25 protein-coding genes are annotated in these 26,204 nt (G+C 65.7%); 15 read left to right on the top strand and 10 right to left on the bottom strand.

Annotated features, from left to right (window positions below; genetic code table 11):
• Positions 1-85: 85 nt before the first annotated feature.
• Both EL272_RS04345 and EL272_RS04350 read right to left on the bottom strand, forming a co-directional pair.
• Positions 86-733 carry a response regulator transcription factor gene (locus EL272_RS04345; protein WP_014846008.1) on the bottom strand — a complete coding sequence of 216 codons (648 nt, stop codon included), beginning with the start codon at positions 731-733 and terminating at the stop codon, positions 86-88.
• Positions 730-1,953 carry a sensor histidine kinase gene (locus tag EL272_RS04350; protein ID WP_244926114.1) on the bottom strand — a complete coding sequence of 408 codons (1,224 nt, stop codon included), beginning with the start codon at positions 1,951-1,953 and terminating at the stop codon, positions 730-732. Before EL272_RS04350 ends, EL272_RS04345 begins: the two co-directional genes overlap by 4 nt.
• 117 nt (positions 1,954-2,070) lie before the next feature.
• Here EL272_RS04350 and EL272_RS04355 point away from each other — a divergent pair, with 117 nt between their 5' ends.
• The 3 genes from EL272_RS04355 (at position 2,071) to EL272_RS04365 (ending at position 4,020) form a co-directional block, all read left to right on the top strand.
• On the top strand, positions 2,071-3,006 hold the full coding sequence (locus EL272_RS04355) for a CPBP family intramembrane glutamic endopeptidase (protein WP_061787774.1): 936 nt from the start codon (positions 2,071-2,073) through the stop codon (positions 3,004-3,006).
• Between the two features lie 118 nt (positions 3,007-3,124).
• A complete protein-coding gene (locus EL272_RS04360) occupies positions 3,125-3,616 on the top strand; it encodes an NUDIX hydrolase (protein WP_061787773.1) in 492 nt (163 codons plus the stop codon).
• On the top strand, positions 3,613-4,020 hold the full coding sequence (locus tag EL272_RS04365; protein ID WP_014846012.1) for a hypothetical protein: 408 nt from the start codon (positions 3,613-3,615) through the stop codon (positions 4,018-4,020). The genes EL272_RS04360 and EL272_RS04365 overlap by 4 nt, the downstream gene beginning before the upstream one ends.
• Before the next feature lie 10 nt (positions 4,021-4,030).
• On the opposite strand, the gene EL272_RS04370 is transcribed toward EL272_RS04365, so the two are convergent.
• Entirely contained in the window at positions 4,031-5,062 is a 1,032-nt protein-coding gene (locus EL272_RS04370) for a coiled-coil domain-containing protein (protein WP_014846013.1), read from the bottom strand.
• A complete protein-coding gene (locus EL272_RS04375; RefSeq protein ID WP_126409351.1) occupies positions 5,059-6,528 on the bottom strand; it encodes a coiled-coil domain-containing protein in 1,470 nt (489 codons plus the stop codon). Before EL272_RS04375 ends, EL272_RS04370 begins: the two co-directional genes overlap by 4 nt.
• 87 nt (positions 6,529-6,615) lie before the next feature.
• Here EL272_RS04375 and EL272_RS04380 point away from each other — a divergent pair, with 87 nt between their 5' ends.
• Positions 6,616-7,296, top strand: coding sequence for a DUF6882 domain-containing protein (locus tag EL272_RS04380; RefSeq protein ID WP_061787771.1), 681 nt, complete (start codon positions 6,616-6,618; stop codon positions 7,294-7,296).
• 2 nt (positions 7,297-7,298) lie between these two features.
• Here the strand turns inward: EL272_RS04380 and EL272_RS04385 are convergent, their stop codons facing one another.
• The 3 genes from EL272_RS04385 to EL272_RS04395 are packed head-to-tail and all read right to left on the bottom strand — an operon-like array spanning position 7,299 to position 9,693.
• Complete coding sequence (locus tag EL272_RS04385) at positions 7,299-7,907, bottom strand: Maf family protein (RefSeq protein WP_082793854.1); 609 nt, start codon at positions 7,905-7,907, stop codon at positions 7,299-7,301.
• Between the two features lie 2 nt (positions 7,908-7,909).
• On the bottom strand, positions 7,910-8,122 hold the full coding sequence (locus tag EL272_RS04390; RefSeq protein WP_014846017.1) for an acyl-CoA carboxylase subunit epsilon: 213 nt from the start codon (positions 8,120-8,122) through the stop codon (positions 7,910-7,912).
• Positions 8,119-9,693, bottom strand: a complete 1,575-nt coding sequence (locus tag EL272_RS04395) for an acyl-CoA carboxylase subunit beta (RefSeq protein WP_061787769.1) — start codon at positions 9,691-9,693, stop codon at positions 8,119-8,121. The genes EL272_RS04390 and EL272_RS04395 overlap by 4 nt, the downstream gene beginning before the upstream one ends.
• A 106-nt stretch (positions 9,694-9,799) precedes the next feature.
• Between EL272_RS04395 and EL272_RS04400 the strand changes: the two genes are divergently transcribed.
• The 6 genes from EL272_RS04400 to purE all read left to right on the top strand — a co-directional run bounded on the left by EL272_RS04400 (position 9,800) and on the right by purE (position 14,919).
• On the top strand, positions 9,800-10,834 hold the full coding sequence (locus EL272_RS04400; protein WP_014846019.1) for a hypothetical protein: 1,035 nt from the start codon (positions 9,800-9,802) through the stop codon (positions 10,832-10,834).
• Positions 10,831-11,847, top strand: a complete 1,017-nt coding sequence (locus EL272_RS04405) for a hypothetical protein (RefSeq protein ID WP_014846020.1) — start codon at positions 10,831-10,833, stop codon at positions 11,845-11,847. The genes EL272_RS04400 and EL272_RS04405 overlap by 4 nt, the downstream gene beginning before the upstream one ends.
• 150 nt (positions 11,848-11,997) lie before the next feature.
• Positions 11,998-12,744: a biotin--[acetyl-CoA-carboxylase] ligase gene (locus tag EL272_RS04410; RefSeq protein ID WP_061787768.1), complete on the top strand. Its 747-nt coding sequence runs from the start codon at positions 11,998-12,000 to the stop codon at positions 12,742-12,744.
• A gap of 18 nt (positions 12,745-12,762) precedes the next feature.
• Entirely contained in the window at positions 12,763-13,257 is a 495-nt protein-coding gene (locus EL272_RS04415; RefSeq protein ID WP_073970058.1) for a PH domain-containing protein, read from the top strand.
• A 14-nt stretch (positions 13,258-13,271) separates the two neighbouring features.
• On the top strand, positions 13,272-14,429 hold the full coding sequence (locus EL272_RS04420; RefSeq protein ID WP_073970057.1) for a 5-(carboxyamino)imidazole ribonucleotide synthase: 1,158 nt from the start codon (positions 13,272-13,274) through the stop codon (positions 14,427-14,429).
• The gene (gene purE, locus EL272_RS04425; protein ID WP_061787765.1) at positions 14,422-14,919 is read left to right on the top strand and encodes a 5-(carboxyamino)imidazole ribonucleotide mutase; all 498 of its coding nucleotides are present in this window, start codon (positions 14,422-14,424) and stop codon (positions 14,917-14,919) included. The genes EL272_RS04420 and purE overlap by 8 nt, the downstream gene beginning before the upstream one ends.
• Positions 14,920-14,981: 62 nt before the next feature.
• On the opposite strand, the gene EL272_RS04430 is transcribed toward purE, so the two are convergent.
• Together EL272_RS04430 and EL272_RS04435 are read right to left on the bottom strand one after the other, a co-directional pair.
• On the bottom strand, positions 14,982-16,475 hold the full coding sequence (locus EL272_RS04430; protein ID WP_061787764.1) for a DUF3352 domain-containing protein: 1,494 nt from the start codon (positions 16,473-16,475) through the stop codon (positions 14,982-14,984).
• A gap of 111 nt (positions 16,476-16,586) precedes the next feature.
• Positions 16,587-17,615: an LCP family protein gene (locus EL272_RS04435; RefSeq protein WP_061787763.1), complete on the bottom strand. Its 1,029-nt coding sequence runs from the start codon at positions 17,613-17,615 to the stop codon at positions 16,587-16,589.
• Positions 17,616-18,124: 509 nt separating this feature from the next.
• On the opposite strand from EL272_RS04435, the gene EL272_RS04440 reads away from it, so the two are divergent.
• The gene (locus EL272_RS04440) at positions 18,125-19,585 is read left to right on the top strand and encodes an LCP family protein (RefSeq protein ID WP_061787762.1); all 1,461 of its coding nucleotides are present in this window, start codon (positions 18,125-18,127) and stop codon (positions 19,583-19,585) included.
• Positions 19,582-20,577 carry a glycosyltransferase family 2 protein gene (locus tag EL272_RS04445; protein WP_041696270.1) on the top strand — a complete coding sequence of 332 codons (996 nt, stop codon included), beginning with the start codon at positions 19,582-19,584 and terminating at the stop codon, positions 20,575-20,577. Before EL272_RS04440 ends, EL272_RS04445 begins: the two co-directional genes overlap by 4 nt.
• On the opposite strand, the gene EL272_RS04450 is transcribed toward EL272_RS04445, so the two are convergent.
• Positions 20,552-21,232: a TIGR03089 family protein gene (locus EL272_RS04450; RefSeq protein ID WP_061787761.1), complete on the bottom strand. Its 681-nt coding sequence runs from the start codon at positions 21,230-21,232 to the stop codon at positions 20,552-20,554. The genes EL272_RS04445 and EL272_RS04450 overlap by 26 nt on opposite strands.
• A gap of 107 nt (positions 21,233-21,339) precedes the next feature.
• Here EL272_RS04450 and EL272_RS04455 point away from each other — a divergent pair, with 107 nt between their 5' ends.
• The 3 genes from EL272_RS04455 (at position 21,340) to EL272_RS04465 (ending at position 26,202) form a co-directional block, all read left to right on the top strand.
• On the top strand, positions 21,340-22,419 hold the full coding sequence (locus EL272_RS04455) for a mannose-1-phosphate guanylyltransferase (protein ID WP_014846030.1): 1,080 nt from the start codon (positions 21,340-21,342) through the stop codon (positions 22,417-22,419).
• Between the two features lie 428 nt (positions 22,420-22,847).
• Positions 22,848-23,105, top strand: a complete 258-nt coding sequence (locus EL272_RS04460) for a WhiB family transcriptional regulator (protein ID WP_041697249.1) — start codon at positions 22,848-22,850, stop codon at positions 23,103-23,105.
• Between the two features lie 94 nt (positions 23,106-23,199).
• Positions 23,200-26,202 carry a glycosyltransferase family 2 protein gene (locus EL272_RS04465; protein ID WP_061787760.1) on the top strand — a complete coding sequence of 1,001 codons (3,003 nt, stop codon included), beginning with the start codon at positions 23,200-23,202 and terminating at the stop codon, positions 26,200-26,202.
• The last annotated feature ends 2 nt before the right edge of the window (positions 26,203-26,204 follow it).

The raw sequence follows: 26,204 nt of genomic DNA on the forward strand, positions 1-26,204 counted from the left end.
CGTAACTTGAGACCTTCGTGGCTCAGAGGGTGGAGGGAACAAGGCCGGTTGCGGAGGAGCCAGAATCATCCTGCCGGGAGCGATTTCAGGACTGGAAAGCCTTGTACAACGTCAACGCGAGTGCGGTGCGATCGGGAGCCTGCAACTTGTGCAACAGGGTGGAGACATGGTTCTTCACAGTGCCTTCCGCCAGGACCATGCGTGCGGCTATCGCTTGGTTGGTCAGGCCCTCGGCCACCAGGGAGGCCACTTTGCGTTCGGTTGGGGTCAGGACTGCAAGCACCGGGGACTCGTCCCCTGCCGTCCGTGAACCGTCGGTGGTGAAAGCGAGACGTGCCACGCGGGGGTCGATCACCAGCCCGCCATCAGCCACGGCTCGGACCGCCTCGGCCAGGGACTCGATGGAGGTGTCCTTCAGAAGGAATCCTGCAGCCCCAGCGGCAATCGCCCCTCGGACGATGTCGGGTTCATCGAAGGTGGTCAGGACCAGGACTGGTAGCCCTGGATGTGACCGTGCACACCGCCGTACGAGCTCAATGCCGTCCATGACCGGCATTTTCGCGTCCGTCAGAACCACGTCGATCCTCTTGGCGCGCAGCACCGCCAGGGCCTCGTCCCCGTGGGCCGCCTGAGCCACGACATCGATGCCATCGACCGTTCCGAAGAGCATGATCAATCCCCGGCGGAGGAGCTGCTGGTCATCGACAACGAGAACCCGGAGAGCAGCGCTCATGACACGTCCTGGCCAGTCGAGGCGGCCTCCCGGAGGGGAAGCGTCAAGGTCAATCGGAACGAGTTGCCGTTCCGGCCGGCTGTGACCGTGCCCCCTAGGTCGACGGCGCGCTCGGACAACCCGTTGATGCCGAATCCCGCGGATGCGCCGTCCGGGTCCCCAACCGGTGCCTTCGGAATCTTCCGGTCCTGTGCGGCGGGGATTTCATTGGTCACCGACACCAGGACCTCGTCACCGGTTCTGGTCGCAAGGATTTCCACAACGCGTGCCCGGGAATGCCTGAGAGCGTTGGTCAACCCCTCCTGTACCGTGCGGTACACGAGCAGTTCGGCCGCATCGGTGAGTACGTGCGGTCTCAACTCCTCACGAACCCTCACGTCCACATCCGTTCCGCGGAACGACGCCGCGATGGCTTCCAGGTCCACACCGCAGCGGTCGTTTTCGCTGCGCGCCGGACTCAAGGCCCTGACCCAGGTGCGCATCTCGTTCATCGCATCGCGGCTTGTCCGCTCTGCTACCGCCACCTCGTCCCACGCCGCGTCGGGATCCGTTTCACGTACGCGGCCCGCAAACTCCAGGCTCATGCCGATCTGGGTCAACCGGTGCCCCAGGCCGTCGTGCAACTCATGTGCGGCCCGCGCGCGTTCCTGTGCCAACATGAACTCCTTCTCCAGCGCAGTTTTCCGGCGGATCTGTGCCAGGGCGGCGTCATACCTGGACAGGACCAGACCCAGCGTCGTCCCCACGGACATGAGGACCATGGAGGAGACGGCGATGGACAAGGACTCCACCGGCCCCTGTCCCAAGGTCAACCCCAGGGCCAGGAGAACGATGGATGTCAGACCGCTCCCGGCCAGGCTCGTGTACATGCCGACGTCGATCACCAGCAGAGCGGTTGCCACGATGAGTATCGGCACTGTGAAGGAGAAATTGCCCAGCAACTCCGGCCCGATCAGAAGAAGCAGCACGACCACGGAACAGGTGGCGCGCCCTCGACCGGTCACTGCGTGGCTTCGCGCCACCCAGAAGACACCCACCAAGCAGGTCACGCCCAGGATGTAGCACGCTGCGGCGTTGCTAAGCTGGTTACCACCGCGCAGGATGTGCAGCCCGGAAATGGCCAGGCACATGAGCGAGAGAACCTGTAGCACTGGCAAGAGATTGGCGCCGGTGGGTAAGGAACCCTCCGCCTGCCTGCTGCCGCGCCGTTTGGTTTTCATTCCTTCACTGTAGACCGGACCATGATCCGACGTCCCGTGACCGCGGTCATGGGTACGGGGCAGAAATCCGGTCTCCGGTCACGCGAAACAACCATGATCGCGTCCTAGCGTCGAAACATGACAGCTCAACGTATCGAAGCATCCCCACAGGCCCGGTTCCTGCGAACTCCTCCGCGTGCACCCGGTTGGGCACGCATTCTCCTGGCTCTCGTCGCCTTCGAGGCGGCCGCGTTTTCCTCGCTGCTGTTCGGCGGCATTGGCTCGTTCCAAGCCTGGGTCGTATCAGATGACCCCATACTCAAAACCGGGACGCTGGTGGTGATGTGGACGGTTTCCTGCATCGCCTACCTTCTGTTCGCCCTCATGCTCACACGTTACATGGATCACCGGCCCGTGCGCGCCGCAGGGCTGGTCTTCAACCGCCGTGCGGCGAAAGCGCTGCTGGTCGGCACCGGGATCTCGACGGTCGTCATCTGCTGCGTCACCGCCGTTTCCCATGTTCTCGGCCTGGTTGTTCCTTCGCCGCCGATGGACCTCCAAGTGCCGTGGTGGTTCATCGTCGTATCCGTTCTCGTGGTTCTCGCACGATCCTACGTGTTCCAGGGCATTGGGGAGGAAGCCATCATGCGCGGCTACCTCCTGCAGAGCTTCTCCGATCGTCCCACACGTGCCGTCTGGGTCTCGGTGATCGTTTTCACCATCCCACACATAATCTCCCGAGGCGGTCAGCAGAACGTCCTGGAGCGGGTCATCTACCTCGCCATCCCGTTCGGATTCGCTTTGGCAGCCACGTGCCTCTGTCTCATCATGCGCAGCGTCTGGGCGGGGATAGGCATCCATGGAGGCTTTCACCTCGCGACATCGATCGCTCGGATCGTGGGAACCAGCGATGGCCCGATCAACTGGACCCTCACGGGGGCGTTCTACGTCGTGGTCGCCCTGGTTCTCGCGTCCCGGATCAGTGAGCAGCGCTGGGTGGAGATCGCCGAACGTGGTCCCTACGCCCCGCCGGCCGCCAGCGGATCCGGTGCTCGGCAGGAAAACAGCGGATAGGGGCATCCGGGAGAAAGGCTCCGCAGGCTGGTTGAGGTTGGCCTACTGGCACCAGATGGCCGACCTCAACCAGCCTTGGTGCTGCCCCGTCCCTCCACGGAGCCTTTAAAGTTGGACCATGCCGACACCTGAGTTCATTCTCGAGTTGCGCCGTCACATCGGGAACGAGACGCTGTGGCTGAGCGGGGCCAATCTCGTGGTGCTGCGGGAAGGGGAGGCCGGGACGGAAGTGCTGCTTGGCCGCCGCGCCGACGACGGCAACTGGGCCGCGATCTCCGGGATCGTTGAGCCGGGGGAGAACCCCGCCGACACCGTGGTGCGGGAGGCCCGGGAGGAGGCCTGCATCGAGGTGGAGGTGGAGCGGATGCTGTGGCTGGATGTCATGGACGAGGTCACCTTCCCCAACGGCGACCGCTGTCGTTTCCTGGATCACGGGTTCCGGGGCCGGCTGGTGGGTGGCCGGCCCGGGATCGGTGACGGCGAGATCAGCGACTTCGGCTGGTTCCCGGCGAACCGACTCCCGGTCCCGCGGCAGGAGCGGCTGGAGGAACAGGTGCGCATCTGTTTGGAGGATCCCCGCGACGTCGTGCTCGGGTTGGAGCGCCGATGAGGCGAACAGCTGCCGGGTTGCTGGTGCTCCTGGCACTCGCGGGCTGCACCACCCCGCCGCCGCAACCGGCCACCCCGGAGGTCACCTGGACCGCCAGCGCCCCGGCCGACGGCGTCACCCTGACCCGGCTCGGGTTCCGCAACGGCCCGGCCGATTTCTGGCTTCCCTCCGGGCTGGTGATCCGTGACCGAGTCGACCTGGAAGCCAACGTCACCTTGGTCATCACGTCCCCCGGTGGGGCGGAGCTTGCGGCTTGGCTGAGAAGAAACCTGCCCGCCGCCGGATTCGAGATCACGGCTGACGGGCAGGACTCGTTGTTGTTCCGGCGCGGTCAGTGGCAGGGGGCCTTCACCGTCACCGAAGGGCTCTCGGCGCTTTCCCTGCGTACCGATCGCGAGCAGTGAGCGGGTCGGATCACCTGGCCTTGGCAGTCGTCTTGGCCGAGGTGCTCTTCTTCGTGGCCGCATCCTCGGCGGCGACGTCGCCGGGGCTGGTCGGGCTTCCGGGCGCCAAGTTCATCGTCAGGGCGCTGCCACCCAGGGTGGAAAGCATCTGACGGACGTTCGCGAGCTGCTCGGTGATGGAATCGCGACGGGCAGCCAGGGCGCTCAACTCGCGCTCGGACTCGCGCTTGACGCGCTCCGCGGCGATCCGAGCGTTCTCCAGGCGCGACTTGGCCTCGGAAGCGGCACGCTCCCGTTCCTCCTCCGCGGATGCGTGGGCCTCCTCGAGGACGCGGGCCGCCTCGGTCTGGGCCTCCGTCAGCTTGTCGTTGGCAACCGCGAGGGCACGCTCGTGGTTGGCCATCTGGGTGGCGAACTCGGCGGTTGCGCGCTCCCTGCGTTCCGCCAGCGTGGCCTCGAACTCGGCCGCTGCGGCCCCGGCGGCGGCGCGCTGCTGCTCGAAGACGGCCTCGGCCTCGCGGCGGCGCGCGGAGGCCTCGCGGTCGGCGTGATCCAGCAGCTCGTCGGCCTCGCGGTTGGCCTGGTCGATAATCCGGGCGGCGTCGGCCTCGGCCTTGCTGCGGGTCTCGGTGGCGTAACCGTCCGCGGCCGCGCGGGCGTGCTCCACCTCGTGGGCCACCTGGATCTCCATGGCCTCGGCGTCCTCCTGGGCGCGCAGCCGGATGTCGTCGGCCTCCTCCTGGGCGAGGGTCAACATCTGGGCGATCCGTTCCCCGAGGGATGTGAAGTCGGTGCCGTGGCCGTTCGAGGCGTGTGATTGGGCCTGGGTCACCTGCTCCTGGAGTTCGCTCACCTGCTGCTGCAGCCCGGTGACGCGGCCCTGCGAGGCCTCGAGCGCCTGGTTGAGCTTGTTGATCTCAACCGTCTGGGTGGCCGCTTCCTGCAGGGCGGCGGCGTGTGTCTGTCGCATCCGGCGCAAAACGGAATCGACTTGGGCTGGATCGTAGCCCCGGCGTACCGTTGCGAATGTTTCGTCGGTCATCGGTCTCCTAATTCATTCTCGCCGGGTGCGGCCAAAGCCTCAATGACCCCGGACAGTTTACTCAGCTGGGATGTGATCTCGTCGCGTTGCCTGGAGAGCGCCTTGACCTCTTCGCGTGCATCCCTCAGTCGGCGACGTGCGTCTGCGCGGGCGTGCTCCGCTTCCGCGCGGGCCTTCTCGACCTCGCGTTTGGCGGCTTCGCGATCGGTTCGCAGTTTCGTGTAGTGCTCCGAGTGGAGCTGCTCCAGTTCGGTCATCGTCTGCTCGCGCAGCGTCTGGGCCTCGTCCTTGGCCACGGAGAGGATCCGGTTGGCCCGCTCGACCAGTTCCCGTGACTCCTCCGCGGCGGTGCGACGGCGGTTCTCGGCCTCCTGCTCGGCGGTGCGACGAGTTCGCTCGGCCTCCTCCTGGGCGGCCGAGAGCAGGCTCCCGACCCGCTCGTTCGCCTCCCGGACGGCTGCGATGGTGGCGGCCTCCGCCACCGCCAGTTCGTGGCGGCGGGAAACTATGAAGGCGTCGAGGTCGTCCTTCTGGGTCTGTTTCCAGACCTCCAGTTCCTCCGCCGCCTCGGCCCGTTTCGCTTCCACCTCGGCCTCGACGCTGATGCGCAGATCGGCCACGGTTTGTTTGGTCCAGCTCAGCTGCGAGGAGGCCTCCTTGAGCAGTTGCTGGGATTCCTTCTGGGCCGAGGCGAGCAGCTCCTCGCGCTGCTTCTCCGCGGTGGCCACCGTGGCCTCCGCCGCGGCGACGTACTCCTCGCGCCACTTGGTGGTCGACTCCCTGATCCGCTCCGCCTCCTCGCGGGCCTTCCTGACGATCTCCCTGGCTTCCATACGGGCCGATGTCAGGTACTGCCTGGTCTCGGCCTCAGCCTCCGTCCTGCGTTCGGCGATGCTCTTCTCGCACGCCTGTTCCCGCTCGGCCCAGGTGGCTTCCAACTTCTCCTGCTCGGCGTGTTGCCGTTCCGCTGTCTCTTCCGCGGCCTCCCGGGCCTTCGCCAGGATCTGCTCCGCCTCGTCGCGGCCGCGTTGGATTATCTGCTCCACCTCCAGGGCGGCGTTGGTGCGCAACTGGTCGCAGGTCTGTTCCGCCCCGGCAACTAGGCGGGCCGCCCGGGAGGAGGCCTCACGCATGGTGGAGCGCGCCTCCTCGTCGGCCTTGACCATGCGCTGCCGGGCCTGGTTGCGGGTCTCGGCCAGTTCCTGCCGGGCCTGCGCGTTGGCCGCCGCGAGGTCCTCGGCGGCGGTTCGTTCCGCCTCGTGGCGCCGCAGGATCTCCAGCACCTCCGCGCGGGTCTCGGCCCTCAACTGATCGGCCATCGCCTGCGCCTGGTCCAGAATCCTGGCAGCCTTCGCCCCGACGTCTGTCAGGGGAGAGCGGGCAGGCAGCGACATGCCCCAATTCTGCTGCTCGGCCAAGCCGTCCTTCAAGTCCCTGTCGAGACTGGTCAACCGGCGATAACACATCGCGTAAATTGAAATCGAAACTACCCTCGTCGGGGGAGGGCGCGACTTTCCTCGAGAACCGGAGCGAAAGTGTGTAAGCATTGAGGCATGGCTGTGACCCTCGCTGACGCCCTGACCGATTTCGCCCTGCTCGCCGTGGAGGGGCAGCAGGCCCTGTTCGACGAGGCCGGTGCCGCCGAGTGGAGAGCCGACCTGGACCAGCGCAGACTGTGGCTGGGGGAACGGGTCTACGAGGTTGCCATGGTCGGCACCTCGTCCGAGATATCCAACACGTGGATGTGGTCCTGGGCGAACCCGGGTTACGGTGCATCGCATCCCGCGGTGTCGGCGATCCTGCCGGGGTGCGCAAAGGGACGCGAGGCCGGCATCCCGGAGTTCTCCGTGGAATCCTTCTCCCTGGAGGGCGTGACGGACTACGGCATGAGGCCGGGATCGGCCGTGGCCTTCCTTGCCGCGCGGCTGTCGGGTGCACCCGCCATCTATGCAGCTCCGTACAGCAACGGGGTGGCCTACCTGGCGGTCCTCGACCTCAAACTGCCGGCACCCGTCCCGGAGGCGCTGCCGCGACTGATGTCGGTCTGCCTCCAGTATTCCGGGAATCATCGGCAGACGATCGGCAACTACGGGGCCCAACGAGGACTCAAACCGGTACGGACCAACGACGGTGGCATCGTCCTGACCTACCCGGACGGAGCGCACGCGCACTGCTCCTTCGATGACTGGAACCGGGTGACACAGGTGCGGATGGAGCAACCCGGCCAGGCCTGAGATCAGGGCTCGGCGCCACCTCGCCACAGGCTCGGCCAGGTGACTCCCAGGTCGAGCAGGATCTGCCGCAGCAGAGGAAGGGAGAGTCCGACCACGTTGTGCGGATCGCCCTCGACACCCGTGATGAAGGCGCCACCCAGCCCGTCTATGGTGAAGGCGCCAGCCACCCAGCGGGGTTCGCCCCGTGCGACATAGGCGGCGATCTCCTCGTCGGTGACGTCGGCGAATTTCACCACCGTGCTCGCGGTGCGCAGCGCCTGCCGGGCCTCGTCGTCGCTGCGGACCAGCACGAAATGGCCCGTGTGCAGCACGCCCTGGCGGCCCCGCATCCGCTGCCACTGAGCGGTCGTGGCCTCGACGGTGCGGGGTTTGCCGTGGGCGCGGCCCTCGAACTCCAGCACGGAGTCACAGGCCACGAAGATCGCCTCGCCCGCCACCCGCTCGGCCACGAACTCTCCTTTCGCGGCCGCTCGCCGCAGCGCGAGCCGGACCGGCTGGGGATCGGTGATCAGGGATTCGTCCACGTCGCTGGCGTGGACCTCGGGATCCAGGCCTGCCCGGCGCAGCAACTCCAGGCGGGAGGGGGATTTGGAGGCGAGTATGAAACGCATCGTCAGAACCTGATGTAGGTGCGCCAGGCGTCACGTCCGTAGACGAGCTGCTGGCGCACGGTCCGGTAATAGGATTTCCAGCCGCCCGCGAGCGGGCGGTCATCGGCCGCCTTGAGCTTGTCATCGGCCATGTCGCGGGCCCGGAGAACCACCACCAGCGCGGCGATCTCCTCCTCCGTCGCCCCGCTCGCCCGGATGTTGTAGCGCCCGGTCACAGCGGGATGTTCCCGTGCTTCTTGGGCGGCAACTGTTCGCGTTTCGTGCGCAGCAGCCGCAGCACCCGGATGATCTGGGCCCGGGTTTCGTGCGGGTAGATCACCTGGTCTATGTAGCCCCGCTCCGCCGCGACGTACGGGTTCGCGAGCTCCTGGTCATACTCGGCGATCAGTTCCTGGCGGCACCGGTCCGGGTCCTCGGCTTCGGCCAGGGTTCTGCGGTGGAGGATGTTGACCGCGCCCTGCGCGCCCATCACCGCGATCTGTGCCGTCGGCCAGGCGAAGTTCACATCCGCCCCGAGATGTTTCGAACCCATCACGATGTACGCGCCACCGTATGCCTTGCGGGTGATGACCGTGATGGTGGGCACGGTCGCCTCGGCGTAGGCGAAGATCAGCTTCGCCCCGCGCCGGATGATGCCCTGGTGCTCCTGATCGACGCCGGGAAGGAAACCGGGGACGTCGACGAAGGTCAGCACCGGGATGTTGAAGGCGTCGCAGGTGCGGACGAAACGCGCGGCCTTCTCGGATGCGTCGATGTCGAGGCAACCGGCGAACACGGTCGGTTGGCTGGCGACGATGCCGATGGGGCGGCCCTCGATCCGTCCGAAACCCGTTATGACATTGCCTGCGAACAGTTCCATGACCTCGAGGAACTCCTCGTCGTCGAGCACGTTGTGGATGATCTCGCGCATGTCGTAGGGCTGGTTCGCGGAATCCGGTATGAGCTGGTCGAGCTGCCGGTCGTGGTCGGTGATGGTCAGATCCACCTCGGCGTCGTCGTAGACGGGGGGATCCTCCAGGTTGTTCTGTGGCAGGTAGCTGATCAGGTCACGAACGTATTCCAGGGCGTCGTTCTCGTCCGCAGCCAGGTAGTGCGAGTTCCCCGATTTGCTGGAGTGGGTGCGGCCACCGCCCAACTCCTCCATGGAGACGTCCTCGCCCGTGACGGTCCTGATCACCTCGGGGCCGGTGATGAACATCTGCGAGGTCTTGTCCACCATCACCACGAAATCCGTCAGGGCGGGGGAGTAGACGTGACCCCCAGCCGCCGCCCCCATGATCAACGAAATCTGCGGGATCACCCCGGAGGCCCGGGTGTTGCGGCGGAAGATCTCCCCGTACAGGGCCAAGGACACCACCCCCTCCTGGATGCGCGCACCGCCGCCCTCGTTTATCCCGATCAGCGGGCATCCGGTCTTCAGCGCGAAATCGATGATCTTGACGATCTTCTCGCCGTAGACCTCGCCCAGCGCCCCGCCGAAGATCGTCACGTCCTGGCTGAAGACGCAGACGGGGCGGCCATGGATGGCCCCGGTTCCGGTGATCACACCGTCCCCGTAGGGGCGGCGGGCATCCATCCCGAAGTTTTTGGAACGGTGCCGGGCGAATTCGTCCAGTTCCGCGAAACTGCCCTCGTCCAGGAGAGCCAACACCCTTTCCCGGGCGGTCATCTTGCCCTTGGCGTGCTGCTTCTCAACGGCACTGGCGGAACCGGCATGGACGGCCTCGTCGATGCGACGCCCCAGATCCGCCAGCTTGCCGGCAGTGGTGTGGATGTCGATGTCCATGCATGGAACCTTAGCGTCCGGGCGAAGCGGGCGCGGCAGGCCTGACCGTGACCGCCCGCCGTGATTCCAAAGGAGGTGCTGGACCGGGGGCCGATACCCTGTCGTCATGGCCATCAGGCTTCAAGAGATTCCTCTGTCAACCCCAGTCGATTTGTTGCCGAAGAACATCCTGCTGCAGTTCGACAATGCCATGTGCTTGGTGGAGCGTGATCGGGGCCCCGGGAAGGATGATGGAAGGGTAGCGGTCCGATTCTTTCATGAAAATGAATCGGGGCCGTCGGAATTTCTTGTGCTGAAAACCCGGGTGCTCAAGGATTTTGTGATGCAGGCGGGGAGGGGAGTGCCGATCCGCGCCTTTTCATTACCCCCGGGGCAGGCGGGTGAACTTCAGGGAAAAAAGATTTCTGGTATTATCAGGTTCGGGGGAGCGGCGCTTGCGGTTATTGCTTGGATCGTGTTCTGGCGGCTCTGGCTTGACGGGGGCTGGGGAGCGGGTTTCACGGGGCGAATGGTCCTGCTGGTGGGGATCCTCATGGTGCCCTCCCTGCTCCTGCTTTTCCTGACCCCGGGAAAGCTGTTGACCAAGGGAATCAGAAAACTTGTGTACACAATGGATGGCAAGGTCCACTCCCTGAAGGAATTCGAACTCCCGGCGGATCGTTCAACCGACGCCGACGAGCGGGTGAACGCAGTGAAGGAGGAATACGGTCGCTTGCTGAGTGACATCGCCTATCGCGTCGAGTTTCCGGCCCTGTTCGATGCCGGCGACCCCTGCGGTGAGAAACTGGCCTTGGTGTTGTTCGAGTGGGATTCCACGTCGGCTCGTCTGGAGGCAGACGAAAAAATCGAGATGGCCGCCGCCATTGAAACAGCCTTCCGGATTGCCAGGGAGCACGCCGAGCGTGTTGGGATGAGGCATTTCCCGCCGGAGGCCCGTGGACGCGCGGAAAAAGTGCTGCACTGCATTCGGGTCGCTCGGGATACGGCCGCCACATCCGCCGAACGGAGAGCCGCCATGAAAGCTGCCATCGACATCCTGGAGGATTTGGCCCTTTACTATCTTCCCGGTCCCGAAGAGGCGCGGTTGTCCTTGGAGGGGCGCAGGGTCAGACAGCTGCTTCCCGGCAGGAGGGAATCGTGAGCGGCATCCACTGGCAACTGGCCGGACCGGATGCCCGGCTGAGAGACTATGAGCCCTGCGTTCTGCTGGTGTACGACGATGCACGGAGTCGGATTCTGAAAGTTGCCGGAGATGCAGATGGCCGGCAGCTGCGGGTGACCTCTCCCATGGCCCGACTGCCCTTTGCTGAAAAAGAATTCCCTGAGAATGATTTCCGACTTTCTTATTCGGCGACGATAGGAGAATTGGCGGAAAGGTCTCTGGGTTCTCGGGCCCGGGTAATGTTCCTGCCTCCTCTGCAGCCGTCCGGATCGCTTGCCTTCGTCGTGGGTATCTGCTTAGGGGTTTTGCTCGTCCTGGCAACCATTTTTCTTCTGGGTGGGGATCGTCCGCTGGGGATCAGTGGGGTGGGGGTGCTGTTCCTTCCCTTGGCCGCACTGCTCGAGATATATGTGGTTGTTCCCGTCGTCGTAGATTCTCTCGTCAAGAGATACCGCATCCTTGGCCAGGAGAAACTTGGTGTCACTCCTGGGAATGTTCATGAATATGCGTTGGCTGTCGAGCGTGGGGAGTTGTGGCGAGGGGCTCTGCCTGCTGGGGCTGCTGTTTCCCCGGGGCTTCAGGTGGAACGGATCCGAGGTGAGTATGGCAGGCTTCGTGGTGATTTAATTTATCGGGTTGAGTGTCCTGCTTTGTTTGATCCAGTGGTGCCGAGGACGGCGGCGTTTGAGAGAGCGTTGGTTGAGTTTGATGATGATCCTTCGTCGGAGCGGGCAGATCGGGTTGAGCTGGCTTTTGTTCTTGCGAGGCAGCATGCGGAACGGGTGGGGATTCGTCATGCCGCGCCTGAGTTCCGGGATGGTCTGCGGCGTGCTGTCAAGGCTGCGAGGCTTGTTGTTGGTGCGGGAACGGAGGGGGAGCGTGATGCGGCTATTGGTCAGTTGCAGAGGATTTTGGATTCATTGGCTCTTTATTATTTGCCCGATCGGGTGTCCCGGCCGGTTTTGACCGATGGAACCAACCACCCGGAATGACACACGACAACCCCACGGTCCGTGACGGCCTCTGCCGGGTCCCCGCCCGGCATGGCGGTCCGGCGACGCATAGGATGGCGTCGTTGTTCAGGCACACACCCCGGTGCGGTCCCGTGGCACCCCTGTCCCGGAGCCTCTAAGGTGACGGTCATGTCCGTGAGCATGTGGCGTGAGGTGCGTTGGCTGGATCACACCGGATCCACCAATTCCGATGTGGCCGAGGAGGCCAGGCGGGGCGGGGCGGAGGGGCTCGTCGTGGCTACCCTGGAACAGCGGGCCGGCCGTGGGCGCATGGACCGCACCTGGGTGGCTCCCCCGGGAACCTCACTGGCCTTTTCCATGCTGCTGGAACCGAGGCCGGAACTGCCCCAGTGGGGGTGGTTGTCGCTGCTGGCGGGCATGGCCGTGCACGCGGCCGTCGACGGCCTGGCCACCGAGCTGGGACGGGTTCAGCTCAAATGGCCCAACGACGTGCTCATCGACGGGCGCAAGGTGTGCGGGATCCTGAGCGAACGCGTCGAACACCAGGACGGGGCCCGGGCCGTGATCGGGATCGGCATAAACGTCTCGATCGGGGAGGATCAGCTTCCGGTCCCGACCGCCACCTCCCTCAGGATCGCGGGACTTCGCGAGGACCCGAGAGAACTCCTGGAATCGGTCCTGGAACATTTCCAGCCGCTCTACGAGCACTGGCAGGGCGCGGGAGAGGTCCGTGGCGAGTACCAGAGGCGCTGCGCATCCATCGGGACCCCGCTGCGGATCGTTGTCGACGCGCAACGAGTCGTCGAGGGAATCGGTAACGGGGTCGACGAGTACGGGCGGCTCCGGGTGGCGACCGCATCCGGGATCGAGACCTTCGCGGTCGGTGACGTCATCCACGCCCGGCTTGCCCGGTGAACGTGAAAGACTTGTGTCATGGCACTTAAGAAGGACATGCTGGCTCCCGACGAGCAGGTGGTTCTGCATCTGCGTACCCATCTCAAGTCGCTCATAGGGGCGATCCTGACCCTGCTCCTGGCCAGTGCGTTGCTGACCATCTTCCTGGTGTTGCTCCCCGAACAGGTCAAACCTTGGGGCATCTGGTTTCTGGTCATCATCTTCGCGGCCGTGATCGTGTGGCTGGTCATCAGGCCCTGGTTGCTGTGGCTGACCTCCACCTACACCATCACGAACCGCCGGATAATCACCCGCAAGGGAATCCTGAACAGGACCGGCCACGATTTCCCGCTGCGCAGCATCAACAACGTCAACACCGAGAGCTCCCTGATGGACCGGATTTTCGGTTGCGGCACCCTGATACTGCTGACGGCAGCGGAAGATCCGTTGACCTTGCATGACGTTCCCAGCGTGGAGAAGGTGCACACCGTGATCGCCAACCTAATCTTCGACGAAGAGAGGGAAATCGAATAGTAGGCTGCTGCCCCGTGGAGCGTCGTTATCGGGTCGGGATAATCGGGGGCGGGCAGCTGGCCCGGATGATGCAGCAGGCATCCATCGGACTGGGCATCGAAACCCGTTTGTTGGCCGAAAGCTCCGGCTCCTCCGCGGCGCAGGTGATCCCGCTGACCACGGTTGGCGACTACACGGACCTCGATACGCTCACCGCCTTCGCGCGGCAGTGCGACGTCATCACCTTCGATCACGAACACGTCCCCACCGGGCATCTGCGCGCTCTGGAGGACCGGATCGTGGTGAAACCCGGACCGGAGGCACTTGAACACGCCCAGGACAAGGCCCGGATGCGGGAACGGTTGTCGGGGTTGGGCGTGCCGTGCCCGCGTTTCGCGATCTGCCGGACGGTCCGGGAACTAATCGACTTCGGGCAGGAGCAGGGCTGGCCGATCATCGCCAAGACCTCCCGCGGAGGCTATGACGGGAAGGGCGTGTGGAAACTCCACGGGCCATCGGAGGCCGCGGCCCCCTTCGAGACCAAACCCGACGTCTCGGCCGGCGATGAAGTGGTGATCGTGGCCGAGGAGTTCATCGATTTCGAACGTGAACTCTCCGTGATCGCAGTTCGTTCGAGCTGCCAGGCCGTGGTCTATCCCGTCTCCGAGACCACCCAGCGCGACGGGGTGTGCGTGGAGACGATAACCCCGGCACCGGGGCTTCCCGGAACCGACGCTGCGGCGTTGCAGGAGCTGGCGCTGCGCATCGCGGGCGAACTGGGGGTCATCGGTGTACTCGCCGTTGAACTCATGCAGGCCCGCGACGGCCGCATCGTCGTCAACGAACTGGCCATGCGCCCCCACAACACCGGTCACTGGAGCATCGAGGGGGCCCGGACCAGCCAGTTCGCCAACCACATCCGCGCAGTCCTTGATCTTCCGCTCGGCAGCCCGGAGATGACCAGCCCGGTGGCCGTGATGACCAACGTGCTGGGGGGAGCCGAGAAGGACCTCACGGAAGCCCTCAGACACGTGTTCGCGAGGGACCGGGAGTTGGCCGTTCACCTGTACGGGAAGCAGGTGCGTCCCGGCCGCAAGGTGGGTCACGTCACCGCCTGCGGCACCGACCTCGAAGCGGCAATGCGACGTGCCCGGCATGCCGCCCGTTACCTGATGGGAGAAACCGATGAGTGATGTCGCTATCCTGATGGGTTCCGATTCGGACTGGCCGACCATGCAGGCCGCCGCCGAGGCCCTTGAGGAGTTCGGAGTCAGCTACCGGGCCGACGTGGTGAGCGCCCACCGAATGCCCGAGGAGATGGTGGCCTTCGGGCGCTCCGCCCACGAACAGGGCTTCAAGGTGATCATCGCCGGGGCTGGGGGCGCTGCACATCTGCCCGGGATGCTGGCCGCCCTGACACCGCTGCCGGTGATCGGGGTGCCCGTGGCGCTCAGACACTTCGACGGCATAGATTCGCTCCTGTCGATCGTTCAGATGCCCGCCGGGGTGCCCGTAGCCACGGTCGCCGTCGGCAACGCCCGCAACGCCGGCCTGTTGGCCGTCCGCATCCTCGCCGCCGGTGACGAGAAACTGCGGGCGCAGATGGTGCAGTTCCAGACGAACCTGCGTGACACCGCACGCGCCAAGGGCGAGGTGGTGCGCAGGGCCAGTTCGGGGAACTAGGTCCTTTAGAACGCGAGGACGCCCCCGGAAGTTCACCGGAGGCGTCCTCGTGTCAGTGGGGGTCACTTGGTTCCGACCCGAACCCAGGAATCGAAGTAGTGGTCATCGATCTGGCCCGCGACCATTCCGATGCCGCTGATCGATTCGAGGTTCTCCTTGAGCTGCTTCGGCAGCCCATTGCTGCTGTTCTTGTCCATGGCCTTGAGGACCTGTGGGACGTTGACCCACGCAGCGGCCTGCGGGTTGTCGATTCCCTTGGTCAGTTTCTCGTAGTCGCTGTTCGCGCTGAGCTTCTCGCCGGGATTCGAGAACGTGCCGATGTCGGTGCCGAAGGTTGTGGTGACGGTGTCGCCTTCGACGGTGGTCTTGGCATCCTTGAGGCTGCCGGTCCTGGTGATCTTCTCCACGATGCTCTTGTGCTTCTCCGGGTCCTTGGTGCGCACCTTGAAGCCGGCCCGGAGCGTGTTCGAATCACCCGTGAACGCGACGGAGAACTGGGTGCCGACGAGCGCGTGCAGATCATCTGCCGAGGAGATCCCAAAGTTCTTCAGCTGGCGCTGACTCGAGGCCGGCAGGGAATCGATGTTTTCCCACATCTTGTTCACGAGGCTGGGTGACAGGGAGAAGGTGAGGGAACCGAGCCAGTCGGCGGGCATGCTGCCGGCCAGGTCCTTGACGTTCTCGCCGCGGTCCTTGATCTCGTCCTTCTGCCAGGTGATGGTTCGCAGGGCGATGGCCCCGTCCTGCACCTTGAGGCCCGCCGCGAAACGGGACTCGAGGACATCGGTGGAGCCGGTCTTCCCGGATTCGCTGGCCTGTTTGACGAGGTCCGAGGAGACCCATGCGGTGGCGAGGAAACCGTCTCCCAGCTTGCCCATGTCCGCCTTGTAGGACTCGACTGAGGTGATGTTGTTCTTCAGGGAGGACTCGCTGATGTCGCTGTCCTCATCACTGGCGATCACCATCAGATCGTCGACGAAGACGATTTTACGGTCCTTGATGTGCTTGTCGGTGAAGGCCTTGGCGGAGTCCTTGTTGGTGACTTGGACGGAGAAGACGTATGAGTTGAGCCCAGACCTGCTGGAGTCCTTCCCGGGCAGTGCCGCGATGGCGAGCGAGTCACCGAGCCACGGTTTCACCTCGGACTCGTAGTCCGGTGCGCTCTTGTCGGTCTTGGCCAACACGGACCACAGAGCCTTCTTGTAGTCATCCCCGGCGTCGTTGGCCTCGTCCTTCAGGAAGGGGAACTTCGCTGCGAGTTCCTTGACCGCCAACTTGTCGCCCGCGGACGGGTTCAGGTTCACCTCGAACACCGCCAGGGCGTTGGAAGGGATGCCCTTGGCCGCGGCGGGCGTTGCCCCCCGCAGCAGCGACCAGGCGAGGAAGCCGCCCCCGACCAGCAGGGCGAGGGCGAGAAAACCAGCGATGATCGCCGTCTTCTTGGACTTGCGCTTTACGGGGACGACGGGCCCACCCTGGGGGAAGGGAACTCCCGGCGGCTGGGGGCCCTGCGGGTAATTTCCTTGCTGGGGAGGTCCTTGATAGTACTGACTCATTGTTCTGTCCCTCCAACTCGGGAAACCGGCACTCTGTCCAGATTAGCCAAAATCTTCAAGCTGGGAGAGTCCGGCCCGCCACGAGCCGCCGCCGGGCCCTGGCCGCCGGGATCAGTGGGCGTACTTGGCGAGCGGCTCGGTGTTGCCCCCGATCACGGCGTTGAAGACCTCCTGGCTGGCGTTCTTGTCCCAGAGCATCACGCTCTGGCCGTCGCGACTGGCATTCGCGTCGGAGACGGGCACGCTGAGGGAATACCCGGATCCCGTGGCGGAACTGAGGAACACCCCAACTCCTCCCAGCACTTCACCGAAGCCGGTCTCGGAACCCCTTCCCAGGGTGTGGGCCGCCGCCATGTTCAGTTTCCAGTAGGAGACGGGATTGAGCAGGGTCAGCGGGTTCAGGGCCTTCTTCGCGACCTTCCCGATCACCTCGCGCTGGCGCATCATGCGGCCGATGTCGCCGGTCTGGTCGGACTTGCGCATCCGGACGTAACCGAGGGCCGTCTTCCCGTTGATGTTCTGGCAGCCCGCAGGCAGCTCCAGGTGGGCGTCCTTGTCGCTGATGGCCTTTTCCGGGCAGACCTCGATGCCACCGACCGCATCCACGGCCTCGACCACGCCCAGGAAACCGACCTCGAGATAGCCGTCGATCCGGATCCCGGTGTTGGACTCGATGGTCTGGATCAGCAGCGGAGCCCCGCCCCAGGCGTAGGCGGCGTTCAATTTCGCCTTGCCGTGTCCGGGAACATTGACCCAGGAGTCGCGGGGCAGCGAGATCATGGCAGACTTCCCGGAAGGGGGTTTGTACAGCAGCATCATGCTGTCCGTGCGCTGCCCCTCGGTGTCCCCGGTGCCGAGTTCGCCGCGCTGCTGTTCCGTGAGTTTTTCGCGTCCGTCCGAGCCCACCAGCAACACGGCGGTGCCGGGTTGCTCGGCGGGCCGGTCGCCCCCGGGTTTGGTCTGTACTACGTTGCCGATGGTCCAGGCGTAGATGGGGGTCCCGACCATGAACGCCACCCACGCGAGGACCAGGACGAGAACCAGACGCCTGATCGGATGCCGGCGCCTCGGCCCACGCACCTTCGGTGGGTGGGAGGGCGGCGGGGATTGGGTGAACCCCTGCGACGGTTGCTGCGGCATCTGCCGCCAGGAATCCTGAGCTGCCTCGCGTGGGTAAGGTGGCGGCTCCTGCCTGGGTGACGGCTGACGAGGGGGATAGGGCGGCGGCTCCTGTCTGGGCGATGACTGTTGGGGAGGGTAAGGTGATGGTTCCGGCTGAGGCGACGACGGGTACCGGCGAGTCCGGTCCGGTTCTTGGTCGCGGCGGTACAACCAGTCGAGATCGGAATCGTGTCTGTGGTCGCTCATGGTTTGAAAGGTTACCCTTCGGGCGGATTGGCCAGTTCGGCGGCGTGCCTGCCAGCGAGGCGGCCGCCAGGGGTTCACCCTTGTAAGAGGTCCCACGGACGGGGGGCGCACCCATGGTGCGGATGTCCGGGGAACACCGGCCGCGTAATTCCCGTCGGGCGCGCGACCCGGTGCGATCCTCGTCGTTCGCCCCACCGGTTCGTAGTCGTGATGGTCGCCGCAACGGCTTCATCCGCCCGTGGCACCACTGGAAGTCCTTGTCGCCTGCCCATGGAGCCGCCATGACCGCCCCCGATGCCGCCGTACGGAACAGACGCGCCATCGGGCTCATCCTGCTGACGGTCTTCCTACCCGGAGCCGCCCAGTACGTGGCGGGAAACCGCGGGGTGGGCCGGACGGCGCTGCGGATCTGGGGAGTGCTCGTCGCGTTCGCGCTGCTCACCGGGCTGGGGTTGTATTTCTGGCGGGGACCGACCGTCGGTTTCCTGCTCAACGGAACGGTCACCGTGGTCATGAGGATCCTGGTGTGGCTGGTTTTCCTGGGCTGGCTGGCCCTGTTGTTCGACGCCTGGCGCCTGTCGCGGCCCCCGGACCTGAAACGCCGCGCCCGCCTGGTCCTGACCGGGACCTGCCTCGCCCTGGCGGTGGCGGCCGGTCTGGGCACCAACCTGCTCGCCAGCGCCTTCACCGCCGCCGGATACGTCTCCGATGTCTTCACCGGTGGCGGCGACAGCCAGGCCAAGCGGGGCCGCTACAACATCCTGCTGCTCGGCGTGGATGCGGCAGCCGACAGGGAGGGAATCCGACCCGACTCGATCAACGTCGCCTCCATAGACGCCGAGACGGGACGCACGGTCGTGTTCGGGCTGCCCCGGAACCTCGTCGGTGCCCCCTTCCCGTCCTCGTCGCCACTGGCGAAGCTCTACCCCGACGGTTTCCGGTGCGGTGAGGAATGCATGCTCAACGGCGTCTACACCCTGGGACAGGAACACGCCGACCTCTACCCGGGCAAGGAAGCCGGCCTGACCGCCATGAAGGAGGCGGTCTCGGAGACCCTGGGCCTGGAACTCAACTACTACGCCATGGTGGACCTCGCCGGGTTCCAGAAGCTCGTCGATGCCATGGGCGGAATCAACCTCGACATCGGGAAACGGATACCCATCGGAGGGGTCGGATCGGAGATCTACGGCTGGATCGAGCCGGGGACAAACGTCCACCTCGACGGCTACCACGCGCTGTGGTTCGCTCGCTCCCGGGCCGACTCCGACGACTACGAACGCATGACGCGGCAGAAGTGCGTGATGGCGGCCATGGCCAAACAGCTTGATCCCGGCACCGTCGCAACTAAGTTCGTCGACCTCGCCGAGGCGGGCAGCGACATAGCGCGTACCGACGCCGGAACGGATCAACTGCCCGAGCTGGTGGAGCTCGCGATCAAGGGCAAGGCCCTGCCGATCGAATCCGTCAACTTCGCCCCGCCCCTGATCCGCACGTCCTCCCCGGACTTCACCCTGATCCGCAGGACCGTGACCGAGACCATCGACGCATCGGAGGCCAACGACACATCCGCCGCCCCCACGAGCAGCAGCGTCCCCGCCCCCACCAGCGCATCCCCGGCTCCCACGGAGAAGACAACTTCCCAGAGCTCCAAGACCAAGACCAGCAGCAGGACAGCCAGCGGAACCAACCCGTCACCGAGCACGACGCCAAGTGCTGACACACCTGTTTGCCGGGTAAGTTGATCGCCGTGATTCCCGAACCCGTCAGTGTCGTCATGCCCGTCCGCAATGAGGAGCCGCACCTGGAGGCCGCCGTCGGGCGTGTCCTGGCCCAGGGATATGGGGGCGAACTGGAGGTGGTGATCGCGGTGGGGCCGAGCAGCGACCGCACCCGGGAGATCGCCGACTCCCTGGCGGCCGCCGATGACCGGATCGTCGTGGTGGACAACCCGACGGGTTTCACCCCAGCCGGCCTCAACCTGGCCATCGAGGCGGCCAGTCACGAGATCATCGTCCGCGTCGACGGCCACGCCGAACTGTGCCCGGGATACATCACCACCGCGGTGGAAACCCTCCGGGCGACGGGGGCCGCCAACGTCGGCGGCCTGATGGACGCCCAGGGCCGCACGCCCTTCGAACAGGCCGTCGCGGCGGCATACAACTCGCACCTGGGCCTCGGGGGCGGTGGATTTCACCTGGCCGCCACACCGGCGGGGCCTGCGGACACCGTCTTCCTGGGCGTTTTTCGCCGAGACGCCCTGAAGGAGGTCGGTGGTTTCGACGAATCCCTGCACCGCGCCCAGGACTGGGAACTCAACTACCGGCTCCGTCGCGCCGGCCACCTGGTGTGGTTCACTCCGGAACTGAGGGTCGTCTACCGTCCCCGTTCCAGCCTGCGGGCCCTGGCGAAACAATTCCACCTGACAGGAAGGTGGCGGCGTGAGGTAATCAGGCGACACCCCGACACCGCGAGCCGCCGCTACCTCGCCCCACCCGCCGCCGTCCTGGGCACGGGCGTCGGCCTGGGAGCCGGAATGACCGGGGTGTGGCTGCGGCGGCCCTGGCTGGCCGCCATGCTCGTCTTCCCGGTGCTGTACCTGGGTTTCCTCGTCTTCGCGACCCTGACCATGCGTGACGTGCCGGCAGCGGCGCGGCTCCGGTTGCCCGTGGTGCTGGCGACCATGCACCTGGCCTGGGGAACCGGGTTCCTCAGAGGGCTTCCCCGACGCGGGTGAGAAGGGCCTTCTCCTCGGCGGCGATCCGGGAGACGCGCTCGGGAGGGATGCCTGTCACCACGACCGTCGAGCCGCCCCCCAGCACCGGGGATACCAGCAACATCCGCACGCTCTCCCAACCCGGAGGTGGATCCGCGAACAGGAGCCGCTGATCCGATCCCGGGAAACGCTCCAGCCCCGCACGGGTGATGTCCGGCAGCCACGCCAGGTCGTCCGGGGGAGCAGGTTCCTCCCAGTGAACATCTGGTTCCGCCAGCACATCCGCGTAGTCCGTGCAGCCCGCGGGAAGATCCCCGAGACCCAGCCCTAGGGGATGCAGCGAGCACATCACGGTGACAGGACCCCTGATCTGGCTGGCCGGACCGACCACCGCGAGTACCGCGTCACCGTCGTCCCGTTCCGCCACGGGGCAACCGCGTTGCCAGATCGCGGCCACCCACACCGCAGTCACCCAGTGCCCCGGGTCGGTGTTCACCAGGTCCAGATGGACGGGTTCCCCGGGCCCCACGCCGAGACCGTCCAACATGTTCACGGTCTTGTCCACCCAGTTCGAGAAAGTGGTCCCGGACAATTCCACCCGGGAACCGGCGGTTCCGTCGTAATGGGTGAACAGCGGCGCGGCCCCGAACCGCCCGCGAAGTTTCTCGGTGAACATGCCCCGATGCTAGAGGCTCCGCGCACGGGTCCGGGCCGCGCCGTGCACATCCGTGGAAACAACCGGTGACCGGGTGGGACGACATCGTGTCCCAGTAGAGTCCTGTCATGCGCTACGTGGTGATAATGGCGGGCGGTTCGGGCACGAGGTTGTGGCCTTTGTCGAGACAGGGAACGCCCAAACAGCTTCTGGAACTCTTTGACGGACGGAGCCTGCTGCGGCTCGCCTACGAACGGGTGGCGGGCATGATCCCTGATGCCCGGATCCTCGTGTGCACATCCCGTGCCTACGTGGACGTCGTCGCCCGGCAGCTTCCCGAGCTGCCGGAGGAGAACCTGCTCGGAGAACCCGTCGGACGAGATTCGCTGAGCGCCGTGGCATGGTCCGCCGCGGTCCTCGAACGACGCGACCCGGAGGCCGTCGTCGCCATGCTCAGCGCCGATCACATCATCACCCCCGTCGAGGGATTCCGCACCACCCTGGAACGCGCCTTCGACGTGGCGGAGACCAGGCCCCGGGCCCTCGTGACGATGGGGGTCGTCCCAACCGAGCCTCACACGGGATTCGGATACCTGCACCGGGACGGGTGCGTGGACGAGGAACTGGACGCCTGGCGGGTCTCGGAGTTCAAGGAAAAACCGGAACTCCGGGTGGCCGAGCACTACCTGGCCTCCGGGGAGTACTGGTGGAACGCGGGGATGTTCGTGTGGCGCGTGGAGACGCTGCTGGACCAACTTGAGGCGCTGGTTCCGGACACTGCCAAAAAAGTGCGCATAATTGCTGCTCACAACGAGCTGTTGGATGAGCTTTTCCCCACCCTCCTGAAGACCTCCATCGACTATGCGGTCATGCAGCCGGTTTCCCTCGGTGAGGGTAGTGCGGAGGTACTTGCGGTGGGGCTGGACGTCTCCTGGGCCGACGTCGGCAGCTACCAGAACCTCGCCGAGCAGTTCCTGCTGGACGAGCACGGAAACCGGGTCGAAGGGTGCAGCATGAACCTGGACTCCTCGGGGTGCGTGATCATCAACACCGCTGGTGAGAGGCATGTTGTGGCGACCATGGGGTTGCGGGACGCGCTCGTGGTCCACACCCCGGAGGCGACCCTCGTGACCCCGCTGTCGGAGGCCGGACGGATACGTGAACTGGTGGAGTTGGTGCGCGACCGGATTGGCGCCGAATACGCCTGACGGACGGCCGCGATGTGCCCGGGGTTTGGCCAAGAATCGGGCATGACCGACCCCGGGGAAGGCAGGACGCGAGGACTTGGCCAAACGGAGGACAGGAGGGACCCCGGATCCGGATTGTCCGTCCTTCTGGCACGGGTAGGATTAGGTCATATCTTCAACCTTCAACTTAATCAGCCGTCGGGGATCTCGGCTCCTCGGCAGCAGTGCCCATCGAAGCGGGGGGACGGTTCGGCGAAACGGTCGATGGCGGTCCTGACGATGAGAACGGGCGGGCGGATTCTCCTTGGGGTTCCTGTCCTCCCGGGGGTGGCGAACGGTTGGGGAAATGAGCTGGATTTGTCCGCCCGGCCCCGGTGCAAGCCGACTCGCCGGACGGGCTTGACGCGAAGGAACCGCACGTGTGTAATTTGGGCCAGAGAGGGGGCAAAATGGACGACATCTGGACGTTGGGGGTGAACGCCGAAGATGAATTCGCCTGGCACCAGCATGCATTGTGTGCACAGACGGATCCTGAGGCATTTTTCCCGGAGAAGGGGGGGTCAACCCGCGAGGCAAAGCGTGTGTGCTCGAGTTGCACTGTGCGCGCTGAATGCTTGGAGTACGCGTTGGCCAATGACGAAAGATTCGGGATTTGGGGTGGACTCTCGGAACGCGAGCGTCGGAAGCTGAAGCGCCAGGCCATCTGAGCCAGTTGCCTGGCTCGTCGAGTCGCCGAGTGGGCTATCGTCTGGGGTGTGTGTTCCCCCGGGCATCGGGGGCCTGCTGACAGGAGGAAACGGCTTGACGAGTCAGGCAACGACAGACAACCTCTGGGCCTGGATCGACGAGGAGCCGGAGCCCGAGCCGATCGAGACGATAGATCCCCGCATGGTGGCCGCCGTGATGGTGGTGCACAACGCGGAGGAATGGTTACCACGCCAACTGCGAGCTCTGGCGGCGTTGAATCCCCGGCCGGCGATGCTCGTCGCGGTGGACAACGGATCAACGGACTCATCGCGGCAACTACTGGAACAGGCCCGTGCGGCGGGAATCATAAGCGGTGTGCTGGACGGCGGGCGGAACCTCGGTTTCGGGGAGGCGGTCGCCACTGCACTGCCTCCTGACGCGCCGTGGGTCTGGTTGCTGCACGATGATTCGGCGCCCCAGCCCGACGCGCTGGGCAGATTACTGCAGGGCGCAGCCAGGACGGGAGCGGCCGTTCTGTACCCGAAGCTGCTCCAACCACGCCGCCGCAATTACCCCGAGACCCTGGCGGAGATCGGGCAGTCGATCACCCCGACGGGGCGACGTGTCGCCATCGTCGACAACGGTGACATCGACCAGGGGCAGGAGATCTCGGAACCGGTGCTGGGTGGGTCGACCGCAGGAATGTTGATCCGTGGCGACGTATGGCGTCAGCTCGGCGGCCTGGCCCCGGAGTTGCCGTTGCACCGCGACGGGGTGGATTTCGGGTGGCGCGCCAACGAGGCCGGGCACAAGGTAGTCACCTGGCCGGACGCGGCCCTGACGCATCGCCAGTCCGGCAGGACGGGAGAACGAAGCGGGGCATTCGCCAAGGAATCGCACGAAATCGACCGCCTCACCGCTCTCCGGGTGGTGGCCGCCCGCGGCGCGAAACCGGCCTCGACCGCCAGACTGGTGATCGGAAGCTGGCTCCGGGCAATCGGGTTCCTCCTGGCCAAATCCCCCCGGCTCGCGGGCGCCGAACTGCGGGCCATCCGCAGATTCACATCCACCCGGGGCCAGGTGAAGACCTTGGCCGCCAGGTCGGTGGGCAACATGGACGTCTCCCGGTTGCTGCCCAGACGCTATTGGTCCGTGCGCAACGCGCTCGACCGGCTGGGAGCGGACCTGGCCGACCGGTACCGGGACTTCACCAACCAGGAATCCGGGTTCAGCATCGACGAGATGACCGGGGACGATTTCGCCGGCGGGCCCTCCCAACGCCGGTTCCTGGCCCCCCTGGCGATCCTGACGCTGCTGCTGCTCGTGGCGGGGGGAGTGGCGCTGCGGAACCTGTTCGGCTTCGGGGACGTGTTCGGCGGAGGTCTGCTTCCGGCTCCCGACAACATCGGGAAGGCGTGGGAAGCGGCGCTGAGCCCAACCGCCGGCCTCGCGGGTTCCGACGCGCCCTGGCTCATGGTCGGGGCGCTGCTGGCCACCCTGTCATTCGGTAGCCCGCAGTTGCTGATCTTCCTGGCCCTGGGGCTGGCGCCTCTGCTGGCGGGCCTGTCCGCGCACGCCTTCCTGCGTCGTTTCGAGGTGTCCCGCACCACGTCGGCGATCGCCGCCGGGACCTGGGCCGGGGCGGTGATCCTACTCGGCCTGGTGACAGCAGGCGATGCAGCGGGAATGATGCTCGCCGTCGTCCTGCCGCAACTCGCATCCGCCATCCACCGGATGGCCATCGACGACAGCCTCGGTGCCGAACGGCTCCGGGCACCCGCAAGCGCCGCTGCGTGGCTGCTGATAGGGGCGGCGGCTTGGCCGGTGCTTCTGATCCTGGCGATAATCGGTGGAATCATCTGGATCATCCGTGACCGTTTCGTCTGGTTGCCGGTGCTGATCACGCTCATTCTCCCAGCCGCTTTCCTGGCCCCGTGGGTTCCGTCGCTGATCGCCTATCCGAGTCGTCTCCTGACCGGACCCGATCCGCTGGCCTGGCCCGCGTGGACACCAGCCTCGCTGGCCACCCTGTTCGGACGGATCCTGCCCTCCGGGCTGCCGCTGTGGGCGAACATCGTTTTCTTCGCGGTCCTGGGAGTGGCGGCGGGCTACGCCATCTGCACGATCCGGAGCACGAGCATCCGTCTGCTCTCGATCGCCGGGATCGGGCTCCCGCTCATCGCAGGGGTGGTGCTCTCCCGGATCGCGTTGCCGGTGAACGGCGGAGAGGCGCGGGCCTTGCTGACGGGCTGGGCCTTGCTGACGGTGGCCGGGCTGCTCGCCCCGATCGTCGCCATGAGGCTCAGGGACGAGAAGGCCGGAGCGGATCTGCGCGTCCTGCTCGCATGCCTTTCCACGGTCTCACTGCTGGCGGCCGGGGTCTGGGCGGTCATCGGCTTCGCGGGTCCCGTCTCCAACCACCCCTCCGAGCTCGGCTTCGCCCGCGGCGTGGTGGTCTCGGAGCGTCAGACCCGGGTTCTGATGATCGAGACCAAATCCGACGGGGGACTGAGATGGAACGTGGTCGATTCCTCCCAGCCCAGCTGGGGTACGGCCGAACGCAACCCGGCAGGTGCCTTCCGCGACGACTTCGCGGCCCTCGTTCAGCTGCTCGGTGGCGGTGACGCACCGGAGAACCTGGCCGATCGCCTGCAGGAACTCGGCGTCAGTCACGTGTGGATGAAGGGGTTCAGCACCGAGCAGCTGGCGGCCGTCGGCAACGCGGCAGGCCTGACACGCTCCCCGGTGGACGGGGACACCGTCATCTGGACGGTGGTCGAGCTTCCCTCCCGTCTGCACATCGTCGACGAGAACGGCAGCAAAGCCGTCCTGGACGGAAACATCACGGCAGCCGAGACCGAACGCCGCCTGGTGCTCGCCGAAACCCCGGATGACCGGTGGCGGGTACGCATCAACGGGCAGGAACTCACCCCGCTCCCCGAGGGCGGGAAGGCGACCTTCGTCGTTCCCGCAGGGCTCGCGGGAAAGGTGACCTGGGGCATGGCACCGACCTGGTGGATGTTCGGTTTGCAGGTCGGTGTCGTCGTGTTGATCATCGGCCTGGCGGCCCCCACGATCGGAGGCTCCTCGGGGGCCCGGCGCGGACTGGAGGACTGAAG

The organism is Arachnia propionica (genome assembly GCF_900637725.1).
Classification (GTDB): domain Bacteria; phylum Actinomycetota; class Actinomycetes; order Propionibacteriales; family Propionibacteriaceae; genus Arachnia; species Arachnia propionica.

Bases quoted from the DNA above. Each gene is read 5' to 3' on its own strand.
- EL272_RS04430 (WP_061787764.1), bottom strand. From the start codon at position 16,475: ATGAGTCAGTACTATCAAGGACCTCCCCAGCAAGGAAATTACCCGCAG.
- purE (WP_061787765.1), top strand. From the start codon at position 14,422: ATGAGTGATGTCGCTATCCTGATGGGTTCCGATTCGGACTGGCCGACC.
- EL272_RS04455 (WP_014846030.1), top strand. From the start codon at position 21,340: ATGCGCTACGTGGTGATAATGGCGGGCGGTTCGGGCACGAGGTTGTGG.
- EL272_RS04350 (WP_244926114.1), bottom strand. From the start codon at position 1,953: ATGAAAACCAAACGGCGCGGCAGCAGGCAGGCGGAGGGTTCCTTACCC.
- EL272_RS04380 (WP_061787771.1), top strand. From the start codon at position 6,616: ATGGCTGTGACCCTCGCTGACGCCCTGACCGATTTCGCCCTGCTCGCC.
- EL272_RS04375 (WP_126409351.1), bottom strand. From the start codon at position 6,528: ATGTGTTATCGCCGGTTGACCAGTCTCGACAGGGACTTGAAGGACGGC.
- EL272_RS04435 (WP_061787763.1), bottom strand. From the start codon at position 17,615: ATGCCGCAGCAACCGTCGCAGGGGTTCACCCAATCCCCGCCGCCCTCC.
- EL272_RS04415 (WP_073970058.1), top strand. From the start codon at position 12,763: ATGGCACTTAAGAAGGACATGCTGGCTCCCGACGAGCAGGTGGTTCTG.
- EL272_RS04360 (WP_061787773.1), top strand. From the start codon at position 3,125: ATGCCGACACCTGAGTTCATTCTCGAGTTGCGCCGTCACATCGGGAAC.
- EL272_RS04365 (WP_014846012.1), top strand. From the start codon at position 3,613: ATGAGGCGAACAGCTGCCGGGTTGCTGGTGCTCCTGGCACTCGCGGGC.
- EL272_RS04440 (WP_061787762.1), top strand. From the start codon at position 18,125: ATGACCGCCCCCGATGCCGCCGTACGGAACAGACGCGCCATCGGGCTC.
- EL272_RS04395 (WP_061787769.1), bottom strand. From the start codon at position 9,693: ATGGACATCGACATCCACACCACTGCCGGCAAGCTGGCGGATCTGGGG.
- EL272_RS04355 (WP_061787774.1), top strand. From the start codon at position 2,071: ATGACAGCTCAACGTATCGAAGCATCCCCACAGGCCCGGTTCCTGCGA.
- EL272_RS04450 (WP_061787761.1), bottom strand. From the start codon at position 21,232: ATGTTCACCGAGAAACTTCGCGGGCGGTTCGGGGCCGCGCCGCTGTTC.
- EL272_RS04410 (WP_061787768.1), top strand. From the start codon at position 11,998: ATGTCCGTGAGCATGTGGCGTGAGGTGCGTTGGCTGGATCACACCGGA.
- EL272_RS04400 (WP_014846019.1), top strand. From the start codon at position 9,800: ATGGCCATCAGGCTTCAAGAGATTCCTCTGTCAACCCCAGTCGATTTG.
- EL272_RS04370 (WP_014846013.1), bottom strand. From the start codon at position 5,062: ATGACCGACGAAACATTCGCAACGGTACGCCGGGGCTACGATCCAGCC.
- EL272_RS04345 (WP_014846008.1), bottom strand. From the start codon at position 733: ATGAGCGCTGCTCTCCGGGTTCTCGTTGTCGATGACCAGCAGCTCCTC.
- EL272_RS04385 (WP_082793854.1), bottom strand. From the start codon at position 7,907: ATGCGTTTCATACTCGCCTCCAAATCCCCCTCCCGCCTGGAGTTGCTG.
- EL272_RS04460 (WP_041697249.1), top strand. From the start codon at position 22,848: ATGGACGACATCTGGACGTTGGGGGTGAACGCCGAAGATGAATTCGCC.